The 20028-nt window shown below is 63.9% G+C and carries 16 protein-coding genes; 7 read left to right on the plus strand and 9 right to left on the minus strand.

Annotated features, from left to right (window positions below; all coding sequences use genetic code 11):
- Positions 1 to 102: 102 nt before the first annotated feature.
- Together LOZ77_RS02845 and LOZ77_RS02850 are read left to right on the plus strand one after the other, a co-directional pair.
- The gene (locus LOZ77_RS02845; protein WP_230280696.1) at positions 103 to 594 is read left to right on the plus strand and encodes a (2Fe-2S)-binding protein; all 492 of its coding nucleotides are present in this window, start codon (positions 103 to 105) and stop codon (positions 592 to 594) included.
- Positions 591 to 2768 (plus strand): xanthine dehydrogenase family protein molybdopterin-binding subunit, encoded by a 2178-nt coding sequence (locus LOZ77_RS02850; protein WP_230280697.1) that lies wholly within the window; start codon positions 591 to 593, stop codon positions 2766 to 2768. The genes LOZ77_RS02845 and LOZ77_RS02850 overlap by 4 nt, the downstream gene beginning before the upstream one ends.
- Before the next feature lie 355 nt (positions 2769 to 3123).
- Here LOZ77_RS02850 and LOZ77_RS02855 read toward each other — a convergent pair whose 3' ends face one another.
- Positions 3124 to 4368 (minus strand): multidrug effflux MFS transporter, encoded by a 1245-nt coding sequence (locus tag LOZ77_RS02855; protein ID WP_230280698.1) that lies wholly within the window; start codon positions 4366 to 4368, stop codon positions 3124 to 3126.
- A 122-nt stretch (positions 4369 to 4490) separates the two neighbouring features.
- On the opposite strand from LOZ77_RS02855, the gene dinB reads away from it, so the two are divergent.
- The gene (gene dinB / locus LOZ77_RS02860) at positions 4491 to 5621 is read left to right on the plus strand and encodes a DNA polymerase IV (RefSeq protein ID WP_230280699.1); all 1131 of its coding nucleotides are present in this window, start codon (positions 4491 to 4493) and stop codon (positions 5619 to 5621) included.
- Here the strand turns inward: dinB and LOZ77_RS02865 are convergent.
- From LOZ77_RS02865 to typA, 5 genes are all read right to left on the minus strand, one after another.
- The gene (locus tag LOZ77_RS02865) at positions 5603 to 6106 is read right to left on the minus strand and encodes an NUDIX domain-containing protein (protein WP_230280700.1); all 504 of its coding nucleotides are present in this window, start codon (positions 6104 to 6106) and stop codon (positions 5603 to 5605) included. The two genes, dinB and LOZ77_RS02865, sit on opposite strands and share 19 nt — an antisense overlap.
- On the minus strand, positions 6107 to 6730 hold the full coding sequence (locus LOZ77_RS02870; RefSeq protein ID WP_370638039.1) for a 6-phosphogluconolactonase: 624 nt from the start codon (positions 6728 to 6730) through the stop codon (positions 6107 to 6109). It lies immediately after the preceding gene.
- Between the two features lie 82 nt (positions 6731 to 6812).
- Positions 6813 to 7205, minus strand: a complete 393-nt coding sequence (locus tag LOZ77_RS02875; protein ID WP_230280701.1) for a VOC family protein — start codon at positions 7203 to 7205, stop codon at positions 6813 to 6815.
- A gap of 111 nt (positions 7206 to 7316) precedes the next feature.
- Positions 7317 to 8795, minus strand: a complete 1479-nt coding sequence (gene putP, locus LOZ77_RS02880) for a sodium/proline symporter PutP (RefSeq protein WP_230280702.1) — start codon at positions 8793 to 8795, stop codon at positions 7317 to 7319.
- 113 nt (positions 8796 to 8908) lie between these two features.
- Entirely contained in the window at positions 8909 to 10732 is a 1824-nt protein-coding gene (gene typA, locus LOZ77_RS02885) for a translational GTPase TypA (protein WP_230280703.1), read from the minus strand.
- A gap of 319 nt (positions 10733 to 11051) precedes the next feature.
- On the opposite strand from typA, the gene LOZ77_RS02890 reads away from it, so the two are divergent.
- A complete protein-coding gene (locus tag LOZ77_RS02890; protein WP_230280704.1) occupies positions 11052 to 13769 on the plus strand; it encodes a TonB-dependent receptor in 2718 nt (905 codons plus the stop codon).
- A gap of 269 nt (positions 13770 to 14038) precedes the next feature.
- On the plus strand, positions 14039 to 14449 hold the full coding sequence (locus LOZ77_RS02895) for a DUF805 domain-containing protein (RefSeq protein WP_230280705.1): 411 nt from the start codon (positions 14039 to 14041) through the stop codon (positions 14447 to 14449).
- Positions 14450 to 14530: 81 nt separating this feature from the next.
- On the opposite strand, the gene LOZ77_RS02900 is transcribed toward LOZ77_RS02895, so the two are convergent.
- On the minus strand, positions 14531 to 17074 hold the full coding sequence (locus LOZ77_RS02900; protein ID WP_230280706.1) for an ABC transporter permease: 2544 nt from the start codon (positions 17072 to 17074) through the stop codon (positions 14531 to 14533).
- A complete protein-coding gene (locus LOZ77_RS02905) occupies positions 17071 to 17814 on the minus strand; it encodes an ABC transporter ATP-binding protein (protein ID WP_370638040.1) in 744 nt (247 codons plus the stop codon). The genes LOZ77_RS02900 and LOZ77_RS02905 overlap by 4 nt, the downstream gene beginning before the upstream one ends.
- 60 nt (positions 17815 to 17874) lie before the next feature.
- Between LOZ77_RS02905 and LOZ77_RS02910 the strand changes: the two genes are divergently transcribed.
- Complete coding sequence (locus tag LOZ77_RS02910) at positions 17875 to 18546, plus strand: arylesterase (protein ID WP_230280707.1); 672 nt, start codon at positions 17875 to 17877, stop codon at positions 18544 to 18546.
- Positions 18547 to 18557: 11 nt separating this feature from the next.
- On the opposite strand, the gene recF is transcribed toward LOZ77_RS02910, so the two are convergent.
- Positions 18558 to 19649, minus strand: coding sequence for a DNA replication/repair protein RecF (gene recF, locus LOZ77_RS02915; protein WP_230280708.1), 1092 nt, complete (start codon positions 19647 to 19649; stop codon positions 18558 to 18560).
- A 58-nt stretch (positions 19650 to 19707) separates the two neighbouring features.
- Here recF and LOZ77_RS02920 point away from each other — a divergent pair, with 58 nt between their 5' ends.
- Positions 19708 to 20019, plus strand: a complete 312-nt coding sequence (locus LOZ77_RS02920) for a hypothetical protein (protein WP_230280709.1) — start codon at positions 19708 to 19710, stop codon at positions 20017 to 20019.
- Positions 20020 to 20028 lie beyond the last annotated feature (9 nt).

The raw sequence follows: 20028 nt of genomic DNA on the forward strand, positions 1-20028 counted from the left end.
GCAATCGGCAACGCAGACATTTCTTTCAACGCGCCGACCGTTCGGGTCGGCAGACTATCCTTACCGGACATAGCGGACCGGACAATCCTGACAGGGGGCAGCATGGCGATCGAACTGACCGTCAACCGGCAAAAGCGCACGATCACCGCGGATCCCGAAAAGCCGCTGTTGTGGGCGTTGCGAGAGGATATGAAGCTGCCCGGCACGAAATTCGGTTGCGGAGCGGGCCTGTGCGGTGCGTGCACCGTGCTGATGGACGGGCAGCCGATCCGTGCCTGCCAGACCCCGATCGGATCGGTGGGCGAGGCCGCGATCACCACGATCGAGGATGTCGCATCGCAGCCGGCGGGCCCCGCCGTGCTGGCGGCATGGGGCGATCTGGACGTGCCGCAATGCGGCTATTGCCAGGCGGGCCAGATCATGACCGCGACATGGATGCTGGGCGAATTTCCCGACCCGTCGGACGAGGATGCCGAAGCGATGATGAGCGGGAATATCTGCCGCTGTTCGACCTATCTGCGGATCAGGCAGGCGATCCGGCAGGCCGCCGATGGACGGCCTTCCGCCGCAAACGGGACGGAGGCAGGCGCATGACCATGCTGGATGTATCGCGCCGGTCGTTCCTGACCGCGTCGCTGGCGGGCGGCGTTGCCGTGACCTTTACCGCGCGTTTGGCGCTGGCCGGCGAAGAACAGGATGGGGCGGGCGGGCTGACCGCATTCGTCACTATTCATCCCGACAATTCGGTCACCATCGGTTCGCGCAATCCCGAAATCGGGCAGGGGGTAAAAACCATGCTGCCCATGCTGATTGCCGAGGAGCTGGATGTCGACTGGGATCAGGTGAAGGTGGAACAATTGCCGCTGAATACCGATCTGTATGGTCCGCAATTCGCTGGCGGCAGCCGTGCGACGCCGATGGCATGGCTGCCCATGCGACGGGCGGGCGCGGCGGCGCGGCACATGCTGGTCGCCGCGGCGGCCAGCCAATGGGGCGTGGGCGCCGATAGCCTGACGACCGCGGGCGGCAAGGTGACACATGCGGCTTCGGGACGGACGGCCAGCTATGCCTCGCTCGCAGCGGGGGCAGCGGCACAGACCGCGCCCGATCCGGACAGCCTGACGTTGAAGGACGAAGACAGCTTCAAGATCATCGGCAAGTCCAAGCGCGGTGTCGATACGCCCGCGATCCTGAAGGGCCAGCCCTTATACGGCATCGATACCGACCTGCCCGGCATGGTCTATGCCGCGATCGAGATTTGCCCCGTGTTCAAAGGCACCATCGCATCGTTCGACGATGCGGCGGTCAAGGCACTGGCTGGCGTAATCGCGGTGGTGCCGCTGAACAGCGGCCTGGTGGCCAAGGGTAAGAACGATGCTCTGGCCATTGTGGCGGACAGTTGGTGGACCGCGCAAAAAGCGCGCGAGAAGCTGGCAGTGGAATGGAATACGGAAGGTTTCGACGGATTTTCGACCGAGGGGTATGCGACGGGCGCAGCCGAAGCGTTGAAGGGCGCGCCGCAAGGCGAGATCGTAAAGAAGGGCGATGTCGATGCCGCCATGGCGGGCGCGGCGAAAATCGTCAGCGCGCAATATGATTATCCGACGCTGGCCCATGCCACGCTGGAGCCGCAAAATTGCACGGCCCTGTTTCAGGGCGGCAAGCTGACCTTGTGGGCGCCGTCGCAAAGCCCTGCGGGCGGGGTAACGCAATTATCCGACATTACCGGCATCGCGCCCGAAGACGTCACCGTGAACCTGACCCGCATCGGTGGCGGTTTCGGCCGCCGGTTGATGAGCGATTATATGGTGCAGGCGGCCCAGATCGCGCAGGCGCTTCCCGGAAAGCCGGTGAAGATGATCTATGCGCGGGCCGATGATATGCGGCACGATTTCTATCGCCCCGCGGGCTGGCATGCATTGTCCGCCGCGATCGACGACAAGGGCGCGTTGACGGCGATCCGCGACCATTTCGTCACTTTTGGCGAGGATGGCCAGCCGATCCGCGCGGCGGGCATGGATGCTGACGAGTTTCCTGCTGAGTTGCTCGCCAATGTCGATTTCGGCGCAAGCTATCTGGCGACGAATATGCCCACCGGCTGGCTGCGGGCGCCGACGTCGAACGCAATGGCCTTTGTCTTCCAGTCCTTCCTTGACGAGGTGGCCGAAGCCGCAGGCACCGATCTGCCCACGCTGATGCTGCAGATTCTGGGCGAAGGGCGGCAGTTGCCGCAAACGGGCCGCGATCCCGGTTTTCATACGGGCCGCGCACGCAAGGTGATCGAGGAGGTGGTGAAGCTGTCAGGCTGGGACGGCAAACGTCCCGCCGCGCCCGTCGGCAAGGGGCGCGGCTTTGCCTTCTATTTCAGCCACATGGGCTATTTCGCCGAGGTGGTGGACGTATCCGCCCCGCAGGATGCCAGGCTGTGGATCGACAAGATCTGGGTGGTCGGCGATGTCGGCAGCCATATCATCAATCCCGTCAACGCGCTGCATCAGGCGCAGGGATCGGCCATCGACGGGCTGTCGCAAGCGATGATCGGTCAAAGGATCGATCAGGTGGATGGCGCGATCGTGCAGGAGAATTTCGATACGTTCCCGCTGATGCGGATGGATTCGATTCCGCGCGATATAGAGGTGAAGTTCATCACCACCCCGTTCCCGCCGACCGGTATGGGCGAACCCGCCCTGCCGCCGGTTATTCCGGCGCTGACCAATGCGATCTATGCCGCCACCGGTCGGCGCATCCGTTCGCTGGGTAAAGGATAATTCGAAGGGGGCGGGGTAAGCGCGGGTCTGTTTATTCGCGGGACCGAGGCCTTGCCCAATTGCTTGCTGCGAACGGAATAGCGCGACAGACCGGTTCCGCCGTTTCGCTATCAAATACGGCGGTGATTGAGCGGGTCTCTGCCGGTCCCCTCTGCCTCTACCGTAAGGCTATGGCACAACGGGCAAGAAAGCGCAGCGCTTTTGTTTACACTAAACCATACGGCTTGGAAGGCATGGGGCTTTGAACGACATTAAACGCCGTCATCGAACGCTGGCCGATGGCGGGGGTGGCTGACATGCGTTCCCGATGCCGACCTTGTGATCGCAATGGCACAGCTTGCTCGCGGCCCGTCGTCTATTTGACGATCTGCGGAATCGTGCCCTTGCGCCGTTGGAACAATTTGCCCCTCTCGCTATAAAGAATAAGCAGCAGGCCGCCTAGCGACAGGACGAACAAGGCCATGCCCAAGGGCCGGGCGGTGCCGTCATAGGCTCCGCCCACTATTGCGCCCAAAACCGCACCGCCGCCCACGCGCATCGCCGATTGTAGCGAGGACGCCGAACCGGCAAAATGCTGAAACGGCTGCAATGCGATCGAGCTGAAATTCGCGCCGAGAAAACCGATCAGCGCCAGATTGACCGTCATCAACGGGGCGAATAGCAAGAAATTGTCCGGCTGGAACGTCGCGGCTGCCCATTGCAGCGCGCCGGTCACCACGAACATCAGCAGCGCCGTATGGCTAACCCGCCGAGCGCCATGTTTTTCCACGATGCGCGAATTCACGAAATTGCTGGCCGCCATGCACATCGCCATGCCGCCGAACACATAGGCGAATTTTTCGTGCAGGCCGAAATGCACGGCCACCAGCTGTTCGGAACAATTGATATAACCGTACAGCCCCCCGAACACCAATGTCGCGCCGAATACATAGCCGATGGCGTCGCGGTTGGTGACGATTACGCGAAAATTATGCCCGATGCGCTTTGCGCTTAATGCCTGACGGTTTTCCGGTGCCATGGTTTCCGCCAAGCGGAAATAGACCCACAGGAACATGATGATGCCCATGCCGAACATAACGCCGAAAATCGATCGCCAGTCCGCGAACAACAGGATCGTCTGCCCGATTGTCGGCGCCAGCACAGGTACCACCATGAAAACCGTGGCGATCATGGACACGATGCGGGCCATGGCGTCGCCTTCGTATTTATCGCGTACGATGGCATTGGCGATCACGCCGCCTGCCGACGCAACGATCCCATTGGCGAACCGGAACGCGATCATCGCGGGAAAGCTGGTGATGATCATGCACAGGAAGTCGAACACGCAATAGATTGCAATACCGCCCAGCAGCACGCGGCGGCGGCCGAAACGGTCGGCCAGAAATCCGAAGATCAGCGATCCCACGCCCATGCCGATCAGATAGCTGCCCACGACCAGCTGACGATCGTTCGGGTCCTTCGCGCCCAGATCGGCCGCGATATCGCCCAGCGCGGGCAGCATCGTATCGATGCCCAGCGCTTGCAGCGACATCAGGAAGGCCAGCATGGCGGTGAATTCCGCCCGGCCAAGTTCCCGGGGCGGCGTGGGAAGTTTCAGCATGATGCAGTTCCCTTGCGCCTATTTGCAGGCCCGCTCAATCCCTAATCTTGCTGCAACTGCGAAAACTTTGGTGAACCGACAGCCCCTGCCCAAGCGTGTTGCGGGCGGCTAGAACGCATGGCGTGACTCAGGCAGGCGATCATGACAGCGCAACTGACGGCGGGGGTGAGGCGGCAGGGCTGCGCAAGATCATCCATGTCGACATGGATGCATTCTTTGCCAGCGTCGAACAGCGCGACAATCCGGCCTTGCGCGGCAAACCGGTCGCCGTGGGCGGTGCATCAGGGCGTGGCGTTGTCGCGGCGGCAAGTTACGAGGCGCGCCGGTTCGGCGTGCGGTCCGCGATGCCGTCGGTCACTGCCAAGCGGCTGTGCCCCGATCTGGTGTTCTGCAAATCGCGCTTTGACGTCTATCGCGAGGTCAGCGGCCAGATCCGCGCCATATTCCGCGATTATACCGATCTGGTCGAGCCGCTGTCGTTGGACGAGGCATATCTCGATGTGACCGAGGACCGGCATAATCTCGGCTCTGCCACGCGCATCGCGCAAGCCATCCGCCGCCGCATCCGCGAGGATACGCGTCTGACGGCAAGTGCGGGGGTCAGCTATAACAAGTTTCTTGCCAAGCTGGCGTCGGACCAGAACAAGCCCGACGGACTTTGCGTGATCCGCCCGGGCGAGGGGGCGGCATTCGTCGCGGGATTGCCGGTATCGCGCTTTCACGGCGTCGGCCCCAAGGGCGCGGAAAAAATGAAGCGTCTGGGCATCGCCACCGGTGCCGATCTGGCGGAGCGCGACCTGCCGTTCCTGCGCGCCCATTTCGGCAGTTTCGCAGATTACCTCTATCGCGCGGCGCGGGGTGTGGACCTGCGCGAGGTGCGCGCGCATCGCATCCGCAAATCGCTGGGCGGCGAACGCACGTTTCACGAGGATCTGTCCGCCCCCGATGCGCTGCGCGAGGCGATGGACAATATCGTCGATATCGTCTGGGACCGGATCGAAAAGGGCGAGGTGCGCGGGCGGACCGTGACGCTGAAGCTGAAATACAACGATTTCCAGATCGCCAGCCGCGCGCGGTCGATCCCCCATTTCGTCAGCGGCAAGACGGAGTTCGCGGCAATAGGCCACGCCCTTCTGGCCGAGATGATGCCCCTGCCGCGACCGATCCGTCTGATGGGGCTGACGCTATCGAAGCTGGAAGGGGTGGAGGAAGCGAAGACGCGCGGGCAGGACCGTCAGCTCGACCTGCTCTGACCCGCATGGTCCAGAGCCGCCGCGACATAGCGGCGGGCCCAGTGCGACATCGGGGCGGGCAGCGCGTCGGGCGCGAAAAAGCGTGCCTCGGCAATCTCGCGCATGTCGATCTGCGGTTCGCCGTCGACCTTGGCGATAAAGACGATCACGTCGTTCAGCGCCCCGTGCATCGGCACCGGTTCGCGCAATACGGGCGTCAGTACCTGTGCGGTCAGGCCCACTTCCTCGGCCAGTTCGCGATGCGCGGCCTGTTCGTGGGTTTCGCCCCTGTCCACACCGCCCGTCACCAATTGCCATTCATCCTGCGCGCGATAGGAATGGCGCACCATCAGCACGGCCCCTTGCGCGTTCACGGGCACCAGCGCGCAGCCGCGCAGATCGGGCTTGCGCAGCCGCCACCAGATGCGCCGCGCCCGCTCACCCAGTTTGAGCGCCGCGCGATGCATGGCGGGCGGCATCAGTCCAGTCAGCGGAATGTTCGGCATTTACGAGAAACAGGCGATCCGCATCCGCGCCGCGCCCAGAAGGCGGGCGACGGGCAAATCGTTTTCGCCCCGCGCGGCAGCCTCGAACAGCGCCAGCTTGTCCGCGCCGCGCACCACGAACATCAGCGTTTCGGATGCCAGCAATTTCGACAGGGTCAGCGTCACGCGGTCGAACGGCGCTTCGGGCGGTAGCGGATCGGGGGTGAGGCGCCTGACCTGCGCCGGATCGTCCACCTGCGGGTCGGTATTGGGAAACAGCGAGGCGACATGCCCGTCGAGCCCCATGCCCAGCCATGCCAGCGCGAAATGGGGCGGGTGCTTGTCTTCGGTCAGTTCGACCACTGTCGCGCCCGTTTCGGCCAGCGCGGCGGCCAGTCGTCCGTAATTGCTTGCCTCGTGATCGGCGGGGACGCAGCGGTCGTCGCCCGGCCAGATTTCCAGCCGGTCCCACGCCAGATCGTGCTTTGCCAGTTCCGCAAATATGGGAAAGGGCGTCGATCCGCCCGGCACGGTGATGGCGACGGTGCCCTCCCGCTCGGCCAAAGCCTGTTTCAGCCGGTCCGCCAGCCATGCGGCGATATCGGCATCGCTCCAGCCCTTTTCATAATCGATTTCGGTCAGCACGGGGGGCAGGCTCCTGTTATCTGCGATGATGGGCAGGTGGCGACGCAGCCCGATCTGCGCAAGGGGCCGTAAACCGGCAGCCCTAATCAGCCGGCGGCGCCTCGCATTGTTGCCACAGCTCGATCTTTACCCCGTCGGGGTCGAGCAGCCATGCGAACTTGCCGTAACCCTCGTCCACGCTGTCCAGCACATCGACACCCTTGGCCTTCAGCCCTGCGACGAACCCGTCGAGATCGTCGACCCTGAGGTTGATCATGAAGCTGGCCGTGCCGGGCTTCATATATTGATCGTCCTTGAAATGGCTGATCAGCGAATAGGGCGCATCGCCGGTTTCTTCCGACCAGCGCAGCATCGGTCCGTATTCGCCGTCGATCCCCAGCGTGTCGCGATACCATGCCCGCGTCGCTTCGGGGTCTTTCACGACGTAAAAGACGCCGCCCAGTCCTGTAATCTTAGGTCCGGTAATTCTCGCCATGCCAACCTCCTGCCAGAAGGCGGCAGACTGCCACGCGGCGCCGCCTCTGGCCAGAGAGCTGTTCGGCCCGCTCCGCTTAGTCGGTCCTCTCCCCTAAGTCGGCCCGCCCCCTTATTGAACAGGGCGCGGGACGGGCGCGCTCGACCCCATGCGGCTGACCAGCACGATCGCGCCCCATGCGGCGATGAAGCCGGGGATGATTTCATATACGCCGGGGCCGCCAAGGAAGCTGTCGCCGAAACCGGCGGCGATCCATGCGACCACCACGACCGCGCCGGTCACCAGACCTGCGACCGCGCCCGAACCGGTCATGCGGTCCCACGTCAGCGACAGAACGATCAGCGGGCCGAACGCCGCGCCGAACCCTGCCCATGCGTTGGAGACGAGGCCCAGAACCTCGCTTTCGGGATCGGCAGCAATCGCGATGGCGGCCAGCGCCACCAGCAGCACGCAGATGCGCGATACGTTCACCGTCTCCCGCTCCGACGCGTTCTTGCGCAGGAACAGGCGATAGAAATCCTCGGTCAGAGAGGAAGAGGCGACCAGCAGCTGCGAGCTGATCGTCGACATGATCGCGGCTAGCAATGCGGCCAGCAGGAAGCCGGTGATCAGCGGGTGGAACAGCGTGTCGGCCAGCAGGATGAAGATCGTTTCGGGATCCTCCAGTGTGAGGCCGTTCAGCTCGACATGCGCGCGGCCCAGAATGCCCACACCCAGCGCGCCGATCAGCGAGACGAACATCCAGCTCATCCCGATATTGCGCGCTGTTTTTACGCCGCCTTCCTTCACCGCCATGAAACGCACGATGATATGCGGCTGCCCGAAATAGCCCAGCCCCCATGTCACCGCCGACAGGAAGCCGATGAAGCTAAGCCCCGAGAACAGCGACAGGAAATTCGGGTCCACATTGCGCACAGCCTCTGCCACCGTGGCGCTGCCGCCGTCGCTGGTCAGCACGACGATGGGCATCAGGATCAGCGCGACCACCATGATGCAGCCCTGCACGAAATCGGTCAGCGACACGGCAAGGAACCCGCCCACCATCGTATAGGCCAGCACGACGCCCGCCGTCAGCCAGATGCCGGTCATGTAATCGGACAGGCCCGTATCGCCGAACAGCCCGGCAAAGCTTGACACGAACAGCTTGCCGCCGCCGACAAGGCCCGCCGCGGTATAGACGGTGAAGAACAGCACGATGATGATGGCGGAAACGACACGCAGCGCGATGGCGCGGTCGGGAAAACGGTTGGCCAGGAATTCGGGGATCGTCAGCGCATTGCCATAGGCGACGGTCTGGTCGCGCAGGCGGGGGGCGACGATGATCCAGTTCGCCAGCGCGCCGACGAACAGGCCGATGCCGATCCATGCCTCGACAAGGCCGGTGGCATAAAGCGCGCCGGGAAGACCCAGCAGCAGCCAGCCCGACATGTCCGACGCGCCCGCGGACAGCGCCGCGACGGCCGGGGGCAGGTTACGCCCGCCGAGGAGATAGCCTTCCGAACTGTCGGTCGACTTTTTCCACGCGAACAGGCCGATGCCCAGCATCAGCACGAAATAGAGGGTGAGCGATATGAGTGTTCCAGTAGCCATGGGGCCGCGACATATCGTCGCAGGCCCCGTTTGGCCACCGTCCGGCCCGAATTAGACCGATTTCACCGCTGGTTGCGCAATTTTTCCTTGGATTATTGCGCGGGGTTCACGGCTTACGCGTCAACCTTGCGCTTCGCCTTCTTGCGCTCGTGCGGGTCGAGCAGCGCCTTGCGCAGGCGGATGTTCTGCGGGGTCACCTCGACCATTTCATCGTCGTCGATATAGGCGATGGCCTGTTCGAGCGTCATGCGGGTCGGCGGGGTCAGGCGCAGTGCATCATCCTTGCCGGTCGAACGGAAGTTGGTCAGCTGCTTCGACTTCAGCGGATTGACTTCCAGATCGTCGGGCTTGGCATTTTCGCCGATGATCATGCCTTCATACAGCTTTTCCTGCGGGGACACGAACAATATGCCGCGCTCCTCAAGCCCGCCCAGTGCATAGCCGACAGCCTCGCCCGTGGCGTTCGAGATCAGGACTCCGTTCTGGCGGCCTTCGATCGGGCCCTTGTAGGGGCCGTATTTCTCGAACAGGCGGTTCATGATGCCGGTGCCGCGCGTGTCGGACAGGAATTCGCCGTGGTAACCGATCAGCCCGCGCGAAGGGGCGCTGAACGCGATACGCGTCTTGCCCACGCCCGACGGGCGCATTTCGGTCAGGTCGGCCTTGCGGCGCTGCATCTTTTCCACGACCGTGCCCGAATATTCGTCGTCCACGTCGATCACGACGGTTTCATACGGTTCGGTGCGATTGCCGTCTTCGTCGGTGGCAAAGATCACGCGCGGACGCGAAATGCCGAGTTCGAAGCCTTCGCGGCGCATGGTCTCGATCAGAACGCCCAGCTGCAATTCGCCGCGACCGGCGACTTCAAAGCTGTCCTTGTCGGCCGATTCGGTGACGCGGATGGCGACATTGGTCTCCGCCTCGCGGTTCAGGCGGTCGCGGATCATGCGGCTGGTGACCTTGTCGCCCTCGCGCCCCGCATAGGGGCTGTCGTTCACCGAAAAACGCATGGCCAGCGTCGGCGGATCGATCGGCTGGGCGGCGATGGGTTCGGTCACGGCAGGGTCGGCGATGGTGTTCGACACGGTCGCCTTTTCCATGCCGGCCAGCGCGATGATATCGCCGGCGCGGGCCTCTTCCACCGGAACGCGTTCAAGGCCGCGGAACGACAGCAGCTTGGACGCGCGGCCGGTTTCGATCACCTTGCCGTCGGCATCCAGCGCGCGGATCGGGTCGTTGACCTTGATCGTGCCCGATTGCACGCGGCCCGTCAGCACGCGGCCCATGAAATTGTCGCGGTCCAGCAGCGTGGCAAGGAACGAGAAGGGTGCTTCCTCGTCCAGACCGGGCGAGGGGACGTGATCGCGGATCAGTTCGAACATCGCGGTCAGATCGCCCGAGCGCGCCTCGATATCGGTGCTGGCATAGCCATTGCGGCCCGAGGCATAGAGCGTGGGGAAGTCGAGCTGTTCGTCATTGGCGTCGAGCGATACGAACAGGTCGAAAATCTCGTCCAGCACTTCGTCGGCGCGGCCGTCGGGACGGTCGATCTTGTTGACGACGACAATGGGCTTCAGGCCCAGTGCCAGCGCCTTGCCGGTCACGAACTTGGTCTGCGGCATCGCGCCTTCGGCACTGTCGACCAGCAGGATCACGCCGTCGACCATCGACAGGATACGCTCCACCTCGGCGCCGAAGTCGGCGTGGCCCGGAGTGTCGACGATATTGATGCGCAGGCCTTCCCACACGATCGAGGTCGGCTTGGCGAGAATGGTGATCCCGCGTTCCTTTTCCAGATCGTTCGAATCCATCGCGCGTTCCTCGACGCGCTGGTTGTCGCGGAACGTGCCGGACTGGCGGAAAAGCTGGTCGACAAGCGTGGTCTTGCCATGGTCGACGTGCGCGATAATCGCGATATTGCGAAGGTCGGCGGACATTGGTCCCTCTTCAATAAATCATCTGTCTGCTGGTCGAGGGAAGGCCGGTTGCCCTGCAATATGCCGCGCGCCTTGCCGGTAAAAGCAAGGCCGCGCCCCTAATCACGCGCGCCCCTATAACAGAGTGTGCATTGCAGCAAGTCTTTTACCTGTTGCCGGGGCGACACAGCGTCGTGAACAGGCAGTGGGTATCTCTCTAACAATTATTGCCTGTAACCCGTAGTGTTTCTAGCATTCCGGCATCGTTAGACCCGATCCCCACGGGAAATGCGAAGACGCATGGGGCGGGCGAAATGGTGGAGAGTGGAAGGAATCTCGCATGAAATGCATGGGTCGTGGCCTTATGGCCGTGCGTAGTATCGTGTTGTCCGGCGGCAGCCTTGCCGCCATTGCGGCCAGCCCTGCCATGGCTCAGGATGCCCAAGGCGATATGGCAGACCCCGCCTTTGCCGAGCCTGCCTTTGCCGAACCGGCGTTCGATGAACAGGCGGCGTCCGCCAATGACGAAGGGGCCTATCGGGGCAATGACATCGTGGTCACCGCGACCAAGCGGGCGCAAAGCCTGCAGGATGTGCCCGTTGCGGTCAGCGTGACCACCGAAACCCAGCTGGAACGCGCCGAAATCCGCGATCTGAAGGATCTGACGACCGAGGTGCCGACCCTGCGCGTCACCCAGCTGCAGTCGAGCGCGAATACCAATTTCATCATCCGCGGGTTCGGCAATGGCGCGAATAACGCCGGGATCGAACCTTCGGTCGGCGTGTTCGTCGACAATGTCTATCGCTCGCGCAGCGCCGCGCGCATCAACGATCTGCCCGATCTGGAGCGGATCGAGGTATTGTCCGGCCCGCAATCGACCCTGTTCGGCAAGAACGCCAGCGCGGGCGTGATCTCTGTCACCACGGCAGAACCGAAGTTCCAGTTCGGCGGTCAGGCCGAGGTCAGCTATGGCAATTACGACGCCATGGTCGCCAAGGGCATTATCACCGGCCCGATCACCGACACCATCGCCGCATCGATCGCGGGCGGGATCAACAAGCGCGACGGCTATATCCAGGACGAGGCGCTGGATCAGGACACGAACGAGCGCAATCGCTGGTTCACGCGCGGCCAGTTGCTGTTCGAACCCAATAATCTGTTCAAAATCCGCCTGATCGGCGATTATGAAAAAACGGACGAGGATTGCTGCGCCACCGTGCTGTTGCAGAACGGCTTTACCGGCGCGGCGGTGAATGCGGTGGGCGGACAGTTCACCGACCCGGCCGATCCCTATGCCGATGTGTCCTATTCCAATTTCGCCTCGACGAACGAGATCGAGAACTGGGGTTTCTCGGGCCAGATCGATTACGGCTATGGCCCCTTCGGCATTACCTCGATCACGGCCTATCGCGGGGTCGATGCGGTGACCAATCAGGATTCCGATTTCACCAGCGCCGATCTGATTTCCGAAAACTCGCAGGATCTGGCGATCCGCACCTTTACGCAGGAGCTGCGGCTGACGGGCGAATTCGGCCCCGCCAATATCCTGCTGGGCGCGTTCTATTTCAACGAATCGATCGACCAGACCAATAATGTCCTGTTGGGCAGCGATTTCCGCGGATATGCGGATCTGCTGATCCGGGGCCAGACGGCAGGCGCGTTCACGGCCGACACCGTCGAACAGACCGTCGGCGCGCTGCTGGGCGATCCCACCCAGTTCATCGGCGAATTCTTCGGCGACGGGCAGGGGCTGGACGAAGCCTATACGCTGGATAACGAGGCGATCAGCATTTTCGGGCAGGTCGATTTCGAAGTGACCGACCGGCTGACGCTGACGGCGGGGCTGAACTATACCAAGGATAACAAGAAGTTCACCACCGACACCTATACCAGCGACACTTTTTCGACCATCGATCTGGTCGAAGTGGGCGGTATCGGCATTTACCAGCAGGCCCTGTCCACCACCATCGGCGATGCGCTGATGCTGGGCCGTCCGGCGACGGCGGCTGAAATCGGCGCGTTCGCGGGTGCCAATCCGGCGGCATTCGGGCTGATTTCGGCGGGATCGCAGGCCTATGCCGATGCCAATGCGGCAAACCCCGATGTGAACCCGCTGCTGGCCTTGCAGGCGCTGCAATTCCTGCCGCCGTTCCAGAACGTGCCCAATTCGGTCGAAAGCGGCAAGATCAAGGACGACGACCTCGCCTTTACCCTGCGTGCGGCATATGACCTGTCGGACAGCGTCAATCTCTATGTCTCATACGCCACCGGCTATAAGCCGCCGTCGGTGAACCTGTCGCGCGACAGCCGTCCGACCGCGGCCGACCGGCAGGCGCTGATCGCATCGGGAGAGGCTGTGCCGAACCTGACCGCGGGCGGCCGCTATGCCAATGCCGAGGAGTCGGAGGTTTTCGAATTCGGGATCAAGGGCAACTGGGGGCTTGCGCAGGTCAATTTCGCGGCCTTCCGCCAGTCGATCAAGGATTTCCAGTCGAATATCTTCACCGGCACCGGCTTTCTGCTGGCCAATGCGGGCGAGCAGCGGGTGACGGGTTTCGAATTTGACGGCACCATGTTCCCCGTCGAACCGCTGATGCTGCGCCTCGCGCTCACCTATCTCGATGCCGAATATGTCGATTTCCCCGTTTCGGGCGTGGGCGATCTGTCGGGCACGCAGGTGGCGGGCGTTCCGCCGATTTCGCTGACGGCATCGGCGCAATATACGCATGAATTCGGCAACGGTTCGCAGCTGATCGCGCGCGGCGCCTATCACTACGAATCCGAAGTGCAGGTGGTCGAAGGGCTGCCGGGCTTTATCGATCTGGGTCAGGAAGCCGCCATCGGTGCGGTGCGCCCGTTCCCGCGTCAGGTCGACGATGTCTCTGCCTCGCTGACATGGGTAAGCGACATGGGCCTCGAAATGTCGGTCTGGGGACGCAATCTTTTGAACGACCGCTATCTGCTGTCGATCTTCGACACGCCGATCCAGCCGCTAAGCTTTTCGGGTTATCCCAATCAGCCGCGAACCTATGGTATCACCGCGCGGTACAAATTCTGATTCTTTTGCAGGTCGATTCGGCAAGAAGGATCATCACGATATCTGACCGTGAGTGTCAGGGGAGAGGAAGGGGTCGTATGCCAGTGGCGTGCGGCCCCTTTTCATTACAGCCTATACATTCGCCGCGCGGGCATTCATGTTGCCCGCGACGCTGTCATCATGGCGCCGTCAGGACATACAAGTAATAATCCGGTCGGGAGAGGCCGGTTATGACGAAAACCGGGTCATGCAGGCAATCGGGCCATGCAGATATAAGGGGGAATGCCGATATGGATTATATGCTGATGCCGCTGCGCCGCTATTTCGATTTCGAAGGCAGGTCGCGGCGCAAGGAATTCTGGATGTTCTTCCTGCTCAACACGATCGTCGTGTTCGTGCTGGGCGGCATGCTGCTGGCGACGGGCTTTTCGATGGATCCCTATGGCGGATCGTCGGGCGGGCCGTTCGCATGGCTGCTGATGGCAGTGCTGGGGCTTTACTGGCTGGCGATCCTGATCCCGTCGATCGCGGTGCAGGTGCGCCGTTTTCACGATCAGGACAAATCGGGCTGGTTCGTGCTGATCAATTTCGTGCCCTATGTCGGCGGGTTGATCGTGCTGGTCTTCATGCTGATGGAAGGAACGCGCGGACCCAACAGATACGGTCCCGACCCCAAGGAAGGCGAAGCACGCGGCGTTTGATGCCGGACCGCGCCCTACTGGAGCGAGCGCAGCGCGCTCCAGTATTCGTCTAAAGCGAGCGCAAGGCACTCGCGCATTCGTCTAAAGCGAGCGCAGCGCGCTCGCGGGGCGGGCGCGTAATACAGGGATAGAGGCGGCGGTGGCGGCAATGATCACCAGCGCCGCCCCGCCCAGCAATACCGACAGCACCAATGCCCAGTCGGGCCGGAACGGCAAGTCGAACAGGCCGGTCATCACGCCCCAGCCGACCACACTGCCCAGCGCCAGCGCCACCAGCGCCAGCAATCCCGCCAGCAAAGCATATCGCACCGCCAGCGCGCCCAGAACCTGCGCCCGGCTGGCACCCAGCACGCGCAGCACCACGGTTTCATAGGTTTCGCGCGCCCGCGCCGCTGCGATCGCGCCCAGCAATACGGCCAGCCCCGCCAGCACCGTCACCGATGCGGCCGCCAGGATCGCCGCCGCCATGCTGCCCAGAATATCGCGCGCCTGCGTCAGCACCGCGCCAACCTCTATCACCGCGCTGCCGGGGAATTCGCGCACCATCGACGACAGCAATGCGCGCCGGTCCGCGCCATCGGCCAAGGAAATGGTGGCGGCGAAATTATGCGGCGCATCGGCAATCGCGCCCGGGCTGAACACCAGCACATGGTTAAAGCCCAGATCGTCCCATTCGATGGTGCGGATCGACGCGACGACGGCCTCCCGCTCTGTGCCCAGCACGCTATAGCGCAGCCGGTCTCCGATCTTCAGCCCGATGGGCCGCGCCAGTTCCTCGTCCACCGAGACAAGCGCCTGCGTCGCGCCGTCCTGTTCGTTCCACCATGCGCCGTCGACGATGGTATTGCCCTGCGGAACCGCGCTGGCATAGGTCACCCCGCGCTCTCCGCGCAGGGCCCATGCGCCTTCGGGAATATCCTCGACATCCTCGACAGATGTCATGGCGTCCTGCGGGCCATAGGCGATAATCGTGGCGCGCAGATTGGGCACCGCGCGGGTGGCGGAGCCGGGCGCGATCCGCTGGACCAGATCGCCGAACCGGGCCACGTCTGCGCTGGGCAGGTCGATCACGAAATAATCGGGCGCAACCTCGGGCACGCTGCTTTCGACATAGCGGTCGAGCGCGGACTGGATCGATGCGATCGCGGCAAAGGCGGCCAGCCCGAAACCCAGCGCCGTCGCCAGCGCCACGGTGGGCGCGCCGGGCCGGTCGAGCGAGGATATGCCCATGCGGACGGCAAGCGATGCCTTGGCACGGGGCAGGCGGCGGGCAAGGCGCCTGATCGCGAAGCCGATCAGGGCCAGCAGGCCCAGCACCGCCGCCGCGCCGACCATGAACCACAAATTGAGCAGCGGATCGCGCGCGCCCAGCAGGACCAGCGCCACCAGCAGCGCCAGCCCGATTCCCACCGGCAGCGCTGCCGCGCGCCACACCGCCGCCCGCCCGTTCGCGCCCGACCGGAACAGCGCCATCGCGGTCACTTCACGCGCCGCGATCAGCGGCGGGGCGGCAAAGATCAGCGCCACCAGCAGCGCGAAACAGGCTGCGCGCAGCAATGCCAGCGGGTCGAAGCTGAACCGCGCTTCGACCGGCAGCATCCCTTCCAGCATCGACGCCAGAAAGGGCACCGCCAAATAGCCCAGCACCAACCCCGCGATCACGCCGACCAGCGCGGCGGCGACGACCTGCACCACATGGATGCGCATCACATCCCCGCTCGATGCGCCCAGCACTTTCAGCGTGGCGATAGAGGTGCGGCGGCTTTCCAGCCACGAGGTGACCGCGCCCGCAATGCCGATCCCCGCGATAAACAGCGCCGCCAGCCCGACAAGGGTAAGGAACTGGCCCATATTCGCCATCAGCCTGTCCGCCCCCGGCGAAGCGCGGTCGCGTGTGCGGAAATCCCAGCCGGCAATCGGGAATTGCGCGGTGAATTCCTCTGCCAGCGTGTCGACATCGGCATCGGCGGGCAATTTGACGCGATATTTGAACCGCGCCATCGACCCCGTCTGCACCAGCCCCGCATCCTCCAGCGTTTCTTGCGAAATCAGCATCGGCGGGCCAAGCGAGAACCCTTCGGAAAGCCGGTCGGGTTCGCTGGCGATCAGGCCCGTCAGCCGGACCTGCGTTTCGCCAAGGCGGACCGTCGCGTCCTCATCAATATCCAGCCGGTCGAGCAGGCCGGGATCGACCCATGCCTCGCCGCGCGGCGGCGCGCCGACACTGCGCCCGTCTTTCAGCTTCAGTTCGCCATAAAGCGGATAGGCGCCGTCGATCGCCTTCAACTGCACCGGCGCGCCGACCACATCGTCGCCGCTGCCGACCGAGGCGATGGCCTGCATCCGCACACCGCCCGATACGGTACCCAGCCTTTGCATCGCGGCCAGTTCGTCGGGCGTGGCGGGCTGGCCATAGCGGCGCAGTTCGATGTCGCCGCCCAGAATATCCTGCCCGCGCGTCGCCAGCTCGCCGCGGATCGCGCCTTCCAGCGTGCCGATGGCCGACAGCGCCGCGGCCCCCAGAAACAGGCATACGATCAGCAGGCGCAGGCCGCGAAACCGCCATGAAAAATCGCGCCGCGCCAGCCGCAAGGCCAGCGCCCAGCGCGCCCATGTCCGGTTCATAGCGGGTTGGCGCCCGCACGGTCGGACACGATGCGCCCGTCGGCCAGTTCCAGCACGCGCTGGCAGCGTTCGGCCAGCGCGGGATCATGGGTGATCAGGAACAGGGTCGCGCCGCTCGATGCGCGGCGGGCGAACAGCAGGTCGATGATGTCGGCCCCCGTCGCACTGTCGAGATTGCCGGTCGGCTCGTCCGCGAAGATCAGGGCGGGGCGGGGCGCGAGGGCGCGGGCGATGGCCACGCGCTGCTGCTCGCCGCCCGACAGCTGCGCGGGATAATGGTCAAGCCGGTGGCCCAGCCCCACCGCTTCCAGCTCTGCCCGCGCGCGGACAAAGGCATCGTCCATCCCCGCCAGTTCCAGCGGAGTGGCGACGTTTTCCAGCGCGGTCATGGTGGGAAGCAAATGAAACGCCTGAAGCACGATGCCGATGCGGCCCCGCCGCGCGGCGGCCAGCTCGTCCTCGCTCATCGCGGCGGCGCCTTCGCGGGCGAATTGCGCGCCCGCCACGTCCAGCGTGCCGCCCGTCGCGCGTTCCAGCCCCGACAGCACGGCCATCAAAGAGCTTTTGCCCGATCCCGACGGCCCCAGCAGCGCCACCGTCTGCCCCGTGGGCACGGTCAGGTCGATGCCTTTCAGGATCGGCACCTCGACCCGCCCGTTCATGAAAGCCAGCATCAGCCCGCTGGCGGCGATGGCAGGCTGTTCGTCGGCGGTTGCGGGAGAGGGGTAGGCAGCGGTCATTGTGTCAAGCATGATGTATGACATAGGGACGGGGGCGTAACAAAGAAGGTGTTGTAACAAGTGGTCGCAAGATTTTTGGCACTCGGCGTGGCATTTCTGCTGGCAGCATGCGGTTCGGCAGAGGAAACCGGCGAAGCGGCGGCGGGCGAACCGGTTACCGTGTCGGGGCCCGCCATCGACGTGCTGGCGTTCGGCGACAGCCTGTTCGCGGGCTATCGGCTGGACCGAAACGAATCCTATCCCGCGAAGCTGCAGGATGCTTTGCGGGCACGCGGGCTGAACGTAACAGTCACCAATGCGGGCGTGTCGGGCGATACCACGGCGGCAGGGCTTCAGCGGATCGACTTCGTGCTCGATTCCATGGCGGGCCAGCCCGATCTGGTGCTGGTCGAACTGGGCGCGAACGACATGCTGCGCGGTCTGCCCGCCGGTCAGGCGCGCGAAAATCTGGATGCGATCCTGCGCACGCTCGACCAGCGGGGCATTCCCGTCATGGTCTATGGTATGCGTGCCGCGCCCAATCTGGGCGGCGATTACGGCCGGAACTTCGAAGCGATCTTCCCCGATCTGGCCGAGAAATACGATGCCGGACTGGTGCCGTTCTTTATCGAACCGCTGATTTTCGACCGCTCGCTGGTGCAACAGGACCAGCTTCACCCAACGGCCGAGGGGGTCGATGCGATGGTCGACAAGACGGTGGAGCAGATCGAGGAGCGGATCGAGGCGCTTTAGGCTTTTCCGACTCAGGCTTTCTCGGCCACGCCGCCAGCCACGCGCCACACGGCGGCCTTGCCCTCAAGCCCGGCGAACAGCGCCAGCTCGGTGCCCGTCATCCAGACCTGCGCGCCGCTTTCGTCCAGCCTTTCGAAAAGCGCGGCACGGCGGACGGGGTCGAGATGGGCGGCCACCTCGTCAAGCAACAGGACCAGCGGGCGGCCCCCGTCGGCACCTTGCGATTTCGAAAGCGTGGCATGGGCAAGGGTCATCGCGATCAGCAGCGCCTTTTGCTCTCCGGTCGAACAATCGGCGGCGGGGCGGCCGGTGCCTGCCATCACCACCGCCAGATCGTCGCGATGCGGGCCCGACAGGGTGCGCCCCGCGCCGCGCTCTGCCGCGCGCGATGCGCGCCATGTGTCGGCCAGCCGGTCCGCATCGGCGGGCGAGGCGGGATCGACCGCGATTTCCGGCCGCGCAAACGGCGCTTCGGGCAGGGTGGCAAGGCGGGCGGACAGTTCCCCGACTACGGCGGCGCGATTGGCGGCGATGACGGCGCCCGCCTCGGCCATTTCCTTTTCCAGCGCGTCCAGCCACGCAGGATCGGGGGCGCGATCGGCAGACAGCAACCGGTTGCGTTCGCGCAGCGCCTTTTCATAACGGCCCGAATGCATCGCATGTTCGGGCCGGATCGCCAGCACCATGCGGTCCAGAAACCGCCTGCGGCCCGATGCGCTATCGGTGAACAGCCGGTCCATCGCGGGGGTCAGCCACGCGACCGACAGCCATTCGGCCAGCCGCGATGCGGGCAGGGGCGCGCCGCTGGCCTGCACGATGCGCCGGTTGGGGGCGTCTGCCTGTAACGCGGTGCCCAGCCGGACCGGCGTGACCCCGCTGACCAGATCGGCCCCGATGGCGAAGCCCGCCGCATCGTCGCGCGCCATTTCCGACAATTGCGCCCGCCGCAGCCCGCGTCCCGGCGTGAACAGCGACAGCGCCTCCAGCACATTGGTCTTGCCCGCGCCATTCGCGCCCACCAGCAGGTTGAAACGCGCCGAACCGTCCAGCCGCGTGGCGCGGTGGTTGCGAAAATCGGCAAGCTGGATGCGGTCGAATGCCATAACCGCCGCGCTAGTCTTTCTGGCCTGTCGCCGCCAAGCGAAATCCGGTTCCCAAACATTGGTGAAATTTCCCGAATATCGGCAGACGTTCATCTGCGGGAAAGATTTCGGAAGTTCTATTCTATTGAAATACAGCATTTTTCCAAACTGGCACGATGTCTGCAATGTGTTTGGCATGGAGGCCAAGGGGGCCCGCCAGACACACAGAAACGAATATCAGAAAGGAAATACCACCATGTCGAACTCGAACTTTGCATCGCAGGCCTTTGCCTTCGCACTCGCTCTGCTCGTCTCTGTCAGCGCTTTCGGCGTGACGGTTGCACCCGACCATAACGATGAAGCCGCACCCGTCGCCGCGCAGATCGCCTGATCGCCTCGC

The organism is Croceicoccus sp. Ery15 (genome assembly GCF_020985305.1).
GTDB lineage: Bacteria > Pseudomonadota > Alphaproteobacteria > Sphingomonadales > Sphingomonadaceae > Croceicoccus.